Origin of the sequence: Pontimonas sp., from assembly GCF_031581085.1 — a bacterium.
Classification (GTDB): domain Bacteria; phylum Actinomycetota; class Actinomycetes; order Actinomycetales; family Microbacteriaceae; genus Pontimonas.
In genome coordinates this window covers 19967-29554 of the sequence record NZ_JAVLBO010000018.1, presented here as the reverse complement: position 1 = coordinate 29554, position 9588 = coordinate 19967, and the positions used below count along the sequence as shown (strand labels likewise).

The following is a 9588-nucleotide window of genomic DNA, read 5'->3' as shown; positions in this document are numbered from 1 at the left end:
TTTGTGGGGGCTGAGCGCTGGCTCTCCCCCGATGGCAAAACCCAGAACTCGATCTACTACTGGAGGGATCGGCAATCCCTCGGCGAATTTTCCCGATTTCCCGAACACCTTGTCGCGAAAAAGAACTACCAACGCTGGTACCACTCCTACCAGGTGGTGATCAGCGAAGTAAGCGCCAGCTACGGCGATAGCTCCGTTCCGCACCTCTCCCAACAGGCCTCACCGCAACACGATTAGCACGACGTGATGGGGACGCGGCTTAGGTCGGTGCGAGAGTGGGAATGCCCAATTGCTTGGCAGCATGAAGCATTCGTGTGTCATAGCTCACTAGTGCATTTAACGAACTGGTGAGGCTCATCGCGGAGGCGATGTGCAGCGCGTCGAGACTTCTTAGACTCAAACCGGAGAGTCGGCCCGCAGCCTCACACAACCCCGCGGTTACGGTAAGCAAGGACATCGATGACAGCAGTGCGCCGACATCGAGAAGTGGCACGTTGAGACGAGAGGCGCCGAGCAGCAACTCGGTGCGCAAGATGTCGGAGGACACTATGTGATCCGCCGACTCGAGAGTGTCCTTCCAGTCCCCCAGGGCTGCGGTGCGATCCTCTTTTTGAAGGAACGTCATCACCGCTGAGGTGTCCAGATAAAAGACCCTCATACCCGTTCCTCGCGGATCTCATCCAGTACTTCCTGGGTCGTGACACCAGCAGGTGTCGCAGGAGTAAGAGCGGTGACCACCTCGGCAAAAGAGCGAGTGGGTTCGCTCATTAACCCTGCTTCCACAAGGTCGTCAAGGGGTGATTGACCCATCGGAATAATGCGCCCCACGGGTCTACCACGGTCAGTCACAATAATTCGAGCACCCTTTTTCACCGAGGCCATCACCTCTGAGGCGTTTTGTTTGAGCTGGCGAATACCGACCATCTTTTCCTCCATGTTCTACAAAGTAGCACTTTTTGTGTCCTCTTCTAAAAACCACTCTGAAGGGTCTGCAAACTGGGCCACACCGCAAAAATCACGGTCGTGGGAAGAATCACCATCACCAGGGGAACCAACATCCACACCTCCGCCTTACCGGCCCGGTCGACAATGGCCCGTAGGCGTTGGTGACGCGAATCAGCGCTGTGTGAGCGCACCACTTCCGCCAGTGGTGCACCGCGCTCCAAAGCAGCCGCCAAATGCTCCACCAGGGCCTCAATTTCTGGAACCGCCAGGCGCCCAGCAGAGTCGCGAAGGGTGGGGCCCAGCGGCTCCCCCAGTTCCACTAAGCGCATCACGCGCGCCCACTCCCCGGCTAACTCGCCGTGCCCGCGCTGGGCGATACGAGAGAGAGCACCGGGCAGTGATTCCCCCGCCGCGAGCGCCAGGGACAACAGCTCCAAAATGCTGGGAAATTCTTCGGCCAAGCGCTCGCTTCGCTTGGCCACCACCCGGCGCAGCATTCGGTCATACGCTCCAGCGCCGATCACCCCACCAATCGCGAGTGCCAACAGTGCCGCAGCGCTCGCCCCCAGGCCACCCGGTGTTTCGTGCCCGGTGGCCTGCAGGGCGCTCTGACCAAACGCGGCACCGAGCGTGGTAATCACCCCCAGGGCGGCTCCCGCTAATGCCCAGAGCACCCGACGCAGTCGATACTCCTCGGGCCCGTAGTCCACTCCGGCCTGTTCCACCAGCCGGTTCGCCACCGCATCACCGCCGAGGAGCAGGTGTAAGCCATTGGTGAGTCGGGTGATGGCGGGAGAGATGATCACCCCGCCCACACTCACCGGGTCGATGTGCCAGGGCGCAAGTTCCGCCCTGGCCGGAGCAGAGACGTCTCGAAGGGCGTGGGCGATGCGAAGCATCGGACTACTCACTCGAGCCTCGGCCCCCGAATCAGATACCCCCCACCAGGTGGCGAGTACCGACCACAGGCCAAGCCCCACGCCGAGGCCCAGCACCACGGCCAGGGCGCCAAGCGCATCGGGCGTCGCCGGCATCACGACCTCGCACCCGGCGACTCGTTGGCAAACCAGCGTTGGTCGACCGGGAGGCGGCCCAGTCGACTCATCATGCGATAGGCCAGGACACTGAAAAGAGCCCCCGCCACAATAATCGCCACGCCCGCGGCCGAATCGTAGGCCTGAAGGGTCTCGGTGCGACCCGAGAGGACCACCAAGACCAGCCACGGGGCGGCCACCCCAAGCCGTGACGCCGCCCGAATCCATGACTGTTTGGCCAGAGCATCTTCTCGAACCGCGATATCGGCCCGGACACTGGCCTGCAGTGAATGCAGCACGCCGGGTAGTTCCCGACCACCCACCTCGTGAGCCATTCGGAGGGCTTCGATGATCCGGTCCGCGACCGGATCAGCGACGTCGTCTTTTAACTGCGCCAGGGCACTATCGACCCTCGCACCCGATTCGACGGCCCGACCAAAATCCGCGAAAAACGCCCGCAACTCCTCCGGCGAGTGGTGCTCCAAACCCGCCACCGCTTCGGCCACTTGACCGCCGGAGCGGATTACCTGTCGAACGTGGTCGACCAAACCCGGCCATGCGGCTCTCAAGCGTCGTTGCCGCGCTTCGATGCGCCCGCGCAACACGGCCTGGCCACCGAGGCCGGAGGCGAACAGTGCGAGGGGCATCAAAATGGGAATCGGAATCAACACCCCCACTAAAGCCCCGATAATCAGCGACACCACACTCCACAGCGCGATTACCACGGGGGCTCTCAAGCCGCCCCAGCCCGCCTGGTCCAGTGACTGCTGCAGTCGGGCCAACACCCGGCCCGCCACGCGAGTCTGTGAGGGCTTCGACGCGTGGCGCACGCCGGGTGACACAGCGCCTGCCCCGGTCCCAGAGCCACTGCCCGCATCCGTCACCTCCGGGGTGGCAGGGGCCAGGCGACCCAGGGGGCTTTCACCCCGCGGCAGTAACAGCAGCAGTCCCGCGGCGAGGCTTAGCCCCCACACCACACCGAGCGCCTCCCACCAGGTCACCCGAAAGCTCCAGGGTCACGCTCCAGCTGGTCGTCAGAGCTCGCCGAATGGGTGCCCTCCGGGCCGATGTGTACCCGGGCGAGTTCGCCGCTTCGCCAATCGAACACGGTGTCCGCGTCAATGCCGCCGCCCTGTACACCTCGGGGTTCGATGATCTCTCGGACCCGCCTGGATCCATCGGGGCGTAATTCTGCGTGGACGACAACGTCGATCACCCCCGCGACGGTGGGGAGGACAAAGCCGCGGTCAATGTTGCCCCCCGCCAACAGCGGCAGAGTGCAGAGTTTTTCCAGGGCGTGGCGTGCGCTTTTGGCGTGGATAGTGCAGGCTCCGGGAAGGCCCGAGTTCAACGCGATGAGCAAATCGAGTGCTTCGGCCTGGCGCACCTCGCCCACCACAATTCGGTCGGGCCGCATTCGAAGCGCCTCTTTCACTAAACGGCGCAGGGTGACCTCCCCGGTGCCCTCGAGGCTGGGGCCTCGACACTGAAGCCCCACGTGATCGGGGATCCCCAAATCCAGCTCAAACGTTTCCTCCACACTCACCACGCGATCCTCGGGGGGCGCTGCCCGCAACAGGGTGTGGAGCAGTGTGGTCTTACCCGCTTGGGTGGCGCCAGAGACCAGCACGGTTTTGCCGTCCCGAATCGCCGCGCGGAGATAGTGGGCAGCAGCCAGCGACAACACCCCCCGCTCGACCAGGTCGGCGAGGTCTCGGATGGCTTTACTAAATTTCCTGATGTTGACCGACCAGTGCGCGCGAGTGATGTCGGGAATCACCACGTGCACCCGCGAGCCATCCGGGAGCGACGCGTCGACAAAGGGTTGGGAAATATCCACGCGCCGCCCGGTGGGCCGCAACATCCGCTCGACGAGTCCCCGAACTTCCTCGTCGCTCAGTACCAGTGGGAGGGCTTCACTGATTCCCGACCGCGCAATGAACACCCGGTCGGGGGCGTTGATCCATATTTCTTCGACCTCGGGATCGTCGAGTGCTTCCTGGAGGGGGCCAAGACCCTCGAGGGTGGCGCGCAGACTGGAGCGAAGCTGTTTTTCCCCCGCCTCCCCTAACACCTCGCCGCCCAGGCTCGCTTCTGCGTGTCGAGCAATTTCCTCATCGACAATGCCAGCAAGCGGGGCGTTTACCGATTGAACCGCTCGCCGCCTAATCTGCTCTGCGAGGCGAGAGTCATTCGCTGGGGCTACCTGGGGACCACCGGGGGGTGAGAAAAAAGTACTCATGCCCACCACCGTGGCAAGGCGGCAGACACCGTGCAGGAGTTGTCCCCAGCATCACGACAGAACGGTATGCCGCTGCCACACCGCCTCGCGGGACACCGTGTGCCTCACCGGCCGCGGGATAGACTGTGAGCGCTGCGGGAGTGGTGAAATTGGCAGACACGCAGGATTTAGGTTCCTGTGCCTTCGGGCGTGGGGGTTCAAGTCCCCCCTTCCGCACAAAGTACAACCCAGTGGGTAGCCACAACGGGGTGGGCCGTCGACTACACCTCGAAGAGCACCAGGGAGGCCGCCATGATGGCCATCCCGGCGATCACCCCGTAAATGGCGAGTTGACCTCGACCAAACTCCCTGGCCGCGGGGAGCAGGCTATCCAGCGCGATATAGACCATGATTCCCGCGACGGCGGCGAAAAGGGCCCCGAGTAGCCCGTCAGAAATGAAGGGCTGTAAAACCAGGTAGCCCAGGACAGCGCCCAGGGGCTCGGCCAAACCGCTCAGTACGCCCAACCCAAACGCCCACAACCTATTGCGCAGGGCAAAATACATCGGAATCGCCACCGCGATGCCCTCAGGAATGTTGTGAATGGCGATGGCGACACCCACCGATAACCCCACGGCGGGGTCATCCAGGGTGAGAAAAAAGGTGGCAATCCCTTCGGGAAAGTTGTGAATCGTGACCGCGAGGGCCACGAGCAGACCCGCACGAAAGAGCCGCCGGGCGGGTTCAACCAGAAATTGACTCTCCACGTCCGCTTTGGCGAGGCGTCGTTTTTCCTCGTTGGGTAGGGGAAGGTCTGGCAAAAATCGGTAGAGCACCGCCATCAGCAGTGTTCCCGCGAGAAACGCCACCGACGCTTCGAGTAGCCCGCTGCCGCCGCTGTCGGAGGAGAGAAAATCCATCGCTTTGGGGATGATTTCCACAAACGACACATAGAGCATGACGCCCGCGGAAAAGCCCAACGCTAAAGCGAGAAATCGGTCATTGGTGGTTTTCGCAAAAAGCCCCAGAGCCGCACCAATACCGGTGGACAACCCTGCACCGAGGGTCACCAGAAAGGCGAGAAGTACTGGGCTGTCCATCACGACTGAGCTTAGCAACGCCGCCCCGGGCATCATGGAACACACAATCCCTTCGGCTGAACCCTCCACAGCCCTCAGAGCCAGGACATCCGGGGCGGGGACGTCGGGGGCCTTGGAGTCGGAGCGCTCTTCCGGGGCCCTTCGGGGGTGTCTTTTTAGACTCCCTGGTACCGCTCAATGAGGGCTCCCGCGAGAGCCTGGAATGCTTGCCCGCGGTGGCTCACCCGGTTTTTATCCGACACGGTCATTTCTGCCGCCGTGTGGTCTTGACCGTCGGGAATGAACACCGGATCGTAGCCAAAACCGCCCGCACCTCGGGGTGCCTCGGCGATGGTGCCGTACCAGCGACGCTCGATGGTGAGTTCACCGTCGGCGTCGACCAGTGCCGCAACGCAGACGAAATAGGCCCGGCGATCGCTCACACCCTCCATGTTTTCCAGCAAAAGCGAGACGTTATCGGCATCATCGCCGCTTGGACTGTAACGCGCGGAGTGGATGCCGGGTGCTCCATCGAGCGCATCGGCACAGATGCCCGAATCGTCGGCGATGGTGGGCTGGCCGCTATCGGCAAACCCCACCCGCGCTTTAATCAGCGCGTTGTCGACAAACGCGTCGCCGTATTCCACCGGCGCGTCGCCGTGGGGGCCGGTGATGTCGACCGACGGCCACACCTCAGCCATCAGGGTGTGAACCTCATCGCGCTTATGCGCGTTGTGACTAGCGAAGACGAGTTGCATTAGGACTCCAATGTGTGTCGCTGGATATCCACGAGTGTGGAAATACCCTCGAGTGCGAGGTCGACGAGCTCATCGAGCTCGTCTTTCGAAAACGGTTGACCCTCCGCGGTGCCCTGCACTTCAACGAGCAGGCCCCGCCCGGTGGCGACCACATTCATGTCGGTCTCCGCGGTGGAGTCCTCGTTGTAGTCCAAATCCAGTGCCGGTTCACCCTCGACGATGCCCACACTGATCGCGGCCACCTCGTCGATCAGCACGTTGGCACCCTGGGGGACGTGACCCTGTTGTTTTGCCCAGCTGATCGCATCGGCGAGGGCCACGTAGGCTCCCGTGATGGCCGCTGTCCTGGTGCCGCCATCGGCCTGCAACACATCGGTGTCGATGACGATGGTGTTTTCGCCCAGTTGCGAATACGACACCACGGCGCGCAGCGACCGACCAATCAAGCGAGAAATTTCGTGGGTGCGACCACCGACTCTGCCTTTCACCGCTTCGCGGTCCATCCGGGAATTGGTGGAACGAGGCAACATTCCGTATTCCGCGGTCACCCAGCCGGTGCCCTGGCCTTTCAACCACCGCGGAACGCCCGGTTGAAACGACGCAGTACACAACACTCGGGTGTTGCCAAAGCTCACCAGTGCGCTGCCTTCGGCGTTTTCTGACCAGCCGCGCTCAATGCTGACCTCACGCAGTGTGCGGCGATTCCTTCCCTGGGACCGGCTAAGCGTCATGGGGTGGTGTCCTCTCCTCGAGACCGTGAGGCGTGCTCGCGTGGACCGCACGGATGAAATCTTCTGCTCGCTCTTGGTAGTCACGGTACCTGCCGAAACTTGGAGCCCCTGGCGAAAGCACAACGACGTCGCCCGGCCTGGCGATGCTTCGAGCAGTCGACACCGCATCAGCCATGTCGGCGGCGTCAACCAATTGCGGCCAGTGGCCCTCATCGATGCCGGCGTCGAGAAGCCAGGTTCGCACTTTTTCCAGAAGTGCCGGACCCGAATCGGGGAGGCCAATCAGTGCCGTCGGGGGGTGTGCGACGAGTTCTTCTCGAAGCGGCCCGTCATCGACACCGCGGTCTCGACCGCCCACGAGGGCGATCACGCCCGCACTGCGCAGCGAGCGCAGTGCGGCGGCGAGCGCTGGCGGGTTCGTCGAGAGCGAATCGTTGATAAAGCGCACCCCGGAGGCGTCCGGTACGGGCTCCATGCGGTGGGGTAGAGGGCGAAACGACGCGAGCGCTTCGGCGGTGACGGCGTAATCGATGGTGGTCACGCTCTCGAGGGCGCCGAGGGCGAGCAGGACGTTCCAGGCATTGTGTTCGCCCACGACGCTCAGTTGATCGAGCCGGATAATCTCCCGGTCGTGGTGGGCGAGCACGGCCTGGCCGTCTCGCTGTGCGATGTGCCAGGGCTGGCCCTCACCGACGTTGTGTCGGGGGAGACTCGGATACCGCTTCTGCAATTCGGCCAGCAGCGTCTGCTGAGTGGTGTTGACCACGACGTGTCGGGGGCCGTGGCCCACCAGGTTCAGTTTGTCGGTGGCGTACTGATCGAAGCTGCCGTGCCAGTCGATGTGTTCTTCAAACAGGGCGGTCAATACCGCCGTGTGCGGGGAATAATGCAGAGTGCTCGCCTGATAACTGGAGACTTCCGCGACCACCCAGCTGGCCTCCGGGAGGTCCCACAGGGGCACACCGACATTGCCCCCCAGCACCGCGTCCACTCCGTGGGCGCGCAACAGGTGGTGGATCACCGCACTGGTGGTCGATTTTCCCTTACTTCCGGTCACCCCGATGATGCGCGAATGGTGGAGGGAGAAAAACAGGTCCGTTCCCGACGTCACCCGCGCTCCGGCGGCCTCAAGAGCTCCAAATAGCGGGTTTGCCGGCGCCACACCCGGGGACACCACGGCGATGTCGATTCCCGCGGGCAGGTCGTGCTCACCGCTCACCGTGTGCAGGGGAATATCGAATGCTTCCCGCCAGGCCGCGGCGTGATCACCGTCGACCTGGTCGAGCGCTAAAAGCGTCGCACTCGGGACATCCCGCAGCAGCATTTTCGCCACCGCGTGGCCTTCTCGGCCAACGCCGACGATGGCCACGCGCAATCCGGCGAGATCGGCCGGGGTGAGTCCGTGTTCAGCGAAGCGCACCCTGGGCCTCCTGATACGCGGGCGGCAGTGTTGCCCCGTCGGCCGAGGCGCTCCAGACACGGTGTTCGAGTTCTTCGTGGACGTCCGCGAGGCCCGGAATGACGTCCTCAAAGTGGGCGACCACTCGGTGTCCCGCCCACTCTTGCCGCCTGGCCGCCACGCTCAGGGCCACCATGGATTCGGCTTCTGTTCCCACACACTCGAAGGGCTTGTGCCGAGCGAGACCCAAGAGCTCCTCGTAGCCGGGGATTTGTTCAGACTCGTGCAAGAGGTCGCGGCCGAAGATGGCTCGCAGCGCACCGGGAGCCAGATAGGCCGAGAGCGCGAGGTAGACAAAGCGACACTTATCGCACTCACCACACCAGCCCACGTCACCGGCATCCATCCGGTAGGCGCGGTTACAACTGGTGGCCACCCGGTGGTACTGGGGGTATTTGGCAAAAGCCCCGGCAATGCGCAGTTCGCTAAACGGGCGAAGCAGCGAGAAGTAGTGTTCCGAGCTAAGCCCCGCCTGGGGTCCAATGACGTCCTGCAGGGCGCGTTCGGCCTCCCACGACTTGGACCACTGGTGGTTAATCGACCAGCCCTCCACCTCGAGGGTTTCATCGGAGGCAGACGACTCGTTTGACATGACAACGGGCCCCCCGTCGAGGATTCGCGACTGGCACAGCGCGATCAGCGAATTCATCGCCGTGACGGGCACGTGGCCGTTTTTGCCCCCCTCGGCGTTTAGCTCCAGTAGCCGCGGGTCGATGGTGCGCTGCGCGGTCACCAGCGGGTGACCGCTCGCCAGCGCCACCCGACGAATGGTGGGGTTGGCATTGACGGCGAACTGGATGGGGTGCAGGCGGTGCTGGTGGAGTAGCTCCACGCTGACCACCGAATCTTTACCACCGCCGATTGGCACAATCGGGTCGCCGTATTGTTCGCGCCAACGAGATTTTGGCCACGCCGATGCCACACCCGGAGCGGTGTTCACAATGTCCGGCTGAAGCGGTCCTTTGAGGCCGTTTCGGTAGGCAAACTCGGCCATGCCCGCCTGGATCACCAGGGCGAGGTAGTCCAGGGCGTGCTCGGTAAGCCCCGGCGCGTCGATCCGGTATTCGTTCGGTGCGGCCAGTTTGTAATAGCTAAGCCCCAGCACGGCCCCGAGGAGGACCAGGAGGGAGTCCAAACGCAGCGTATCCACCCGTTCGGAAAGACCCGGGGTGAACTGTATTTTTTCGGTGAAGTCGATGTCTGGCACCGCCTCGCCGGAGAGCCGAAAGTGAAAGGTGGCCTCAAAACGGGTGCCCGAGAAGCGATATTCCCGGTAGGAAAACGTGGTGTAGGCGGTGGGGTCAAACGCCATGAACCAGCTCACACCCCCCTGATTGAACCGTCGGGCCAACGCCCGAAGC

General features: G+C 63.1%; 10 protein-coding genes, 1 tRNA gene and 1 pseudogene. 2 read left to right on the top strand and 10 right to left on the bottom strand.

Annotated elements, in window-relative coordinates; translation table 11 throughout:
• Positions 1 to 237, top strand: a pseudogene (locus tag RI518_RS06020) (hypothetical protein); the annotation flags it as partial.
• A gap of 22 nt (positions 238 to 259) precedes the next feature.
• On the opposite strand, the gene RI518_RS06015 reads toward RI518_RS06020, so the two are convergent.
• Genes RI518_RS06015 through RI518_RS05995 form a run of 5 tightly spaced genes read right to left on the bottom strand, consistent with a single transcriptional unit; the run spans position 260 to position 4221 of the window.
• Complete coding sequence (locus RI518_RS06015; RefSeq protein ID WP_310689611.1) at positions 260 to 658, bottom strand: type II toxin-antitoxin system VapC family toxin; 399 nt, start codon at positions 656 to 658, stop codon at positions 260 to 262.
• Positions 655 to 936, bottom strand: coding sequence for a type II toxin-antitoxin system prevent-host-death family antitoxin (locus RI518_RS06010; RefSeq protein WP_310689610.1), 282 nt, complete (start codon positions 934 to 936; stop codon positions 655 to 657). The genes RI518_RS06015 and RI518_RS06010 overlap by 4 nt, the downstream gene beginning before the upstream one ends.
• 32 nt (positions 937 to 968) lie before the next feature.
• A complete protein-coding gene (locus RI518_RS06005) occupies positions 969 to 1979 on the bottom strand; it encodes a type II secretion system F family protein (RefSeq protein WP_310689612.1) in 1011 nt (336 codons plus the stop codon).
• Positions 1979 to 2980: a type II secretion system F family protein gene (locus tag RI518_RS06000; protein WP_310689609.1), complete on the bottom strand. Its 1002-nt coding sequence runs from the start codon at positions 2978 to 2980 to the stop codon at positions 1979 to 1981. Before RI518_RS06000 ends, RI518_RS06005 begins: the two co-directional genes overlap by 1 nt.
• The gene (locus tag RI518_RS05995; RefSeq protein WP_310671379.1) at positions 2977 to 4221 is read right to left on the bottom strand and encodes an ATPase, T2SS/T4P/T4SS family; all 1245 of its coding nucleotides are present in this window, start codon (positions 4219 to 4221) and stop codon (positions 2977 to 2979) included. The genes RI518_RS06000 and RI518_RS05995 overlap by 4 nt, the downstream gene beginning before the upstream one ends.
• A 134-nt stretch (positions 4222 to 4355) precedes the next feature.
• On the opposite strand from RI518_RS05995, the gene RI518_RS05990 reads away from it, so the two are divergent.
• Positions 4356 to 4437: transfer RNA gene (locus RI518_RS05990), tRNA-Leu, on the top strand.
• Between the two features lie 44 nt (positions 4438 to 4481).
• On the opposite strand, the gene zupT is transcribed toward RI518_RS05990, so the two are convergent.
• The 5 genes from zupT to RI518_RS05965 form a co-directional block, all read right to left on the bottom strand.
• Positions 4482 to 5300, bottom strand: a complete 819-nt coding sequence (gene zupT / locus RI518_RS05985; protein ID WP_310671378.1) for a zinc transporter ZupT — start codon at positions 5298 to 5300, stop codon at positions 4482 to 4484.
• Between the two features lie 155 nt (positions 5301 to 5455).
• Complete coding sequence (gene rdgB, locus RI518_RS05980; protein WP_310671377.1) at positions 5456 to 6037, bottom strand: RdgB/HAM1 family non-canonical purine NTP pyrophosphatase; 582 nt, start codon at positions 6035 to 6037, stop codon at positions 5456 to 5458.
• Positions 6037 to 6768 carry a ribonuclease PH gene (rph, locus tag RI518_RS05975; protein ID WP_310671376.1) on the bottom strand — a complete coding sequence of 244 codons (732 nt, stop codon included), beginning with the start codon at positions 6766 to 6768 and terminating at the stop codon, positions 6037 to 6039. The genes rdgB and rph overlap by 1 nt, the downstream gene beginning before the upstream one ends.
• A complete protein-coding gene (gene murD, locus RI518_RS05970) occupies positions 6758 to 8188 on the bottom strand; it encodes a UDP-N-acetylmuramoyl-L-alanine--D-glutamate ligase (protein WP_310689608.1) in 1431 nt (476 codons plus the stop codon). The genes rph and murD overlap by 11 nt, the downstream gene beginning before the upstream one ends.
• Complete coding sequence (locus RI518_RS05965; RefSeq protein ID WP_310689607.1) at positions 8175 to 9551, bottom strand: hypothetical protein; 1377 nt, start codon at positions 9549 to 9551, stop codon at positions 8175 to 8177. The genes murD and RI518_RS05965 overlap by 14 nt, the downstream gene beginning before the upstream one ends.
• Between the last annotated feature and the right edge of the window lie 37 nt (positions 9552 to 9588).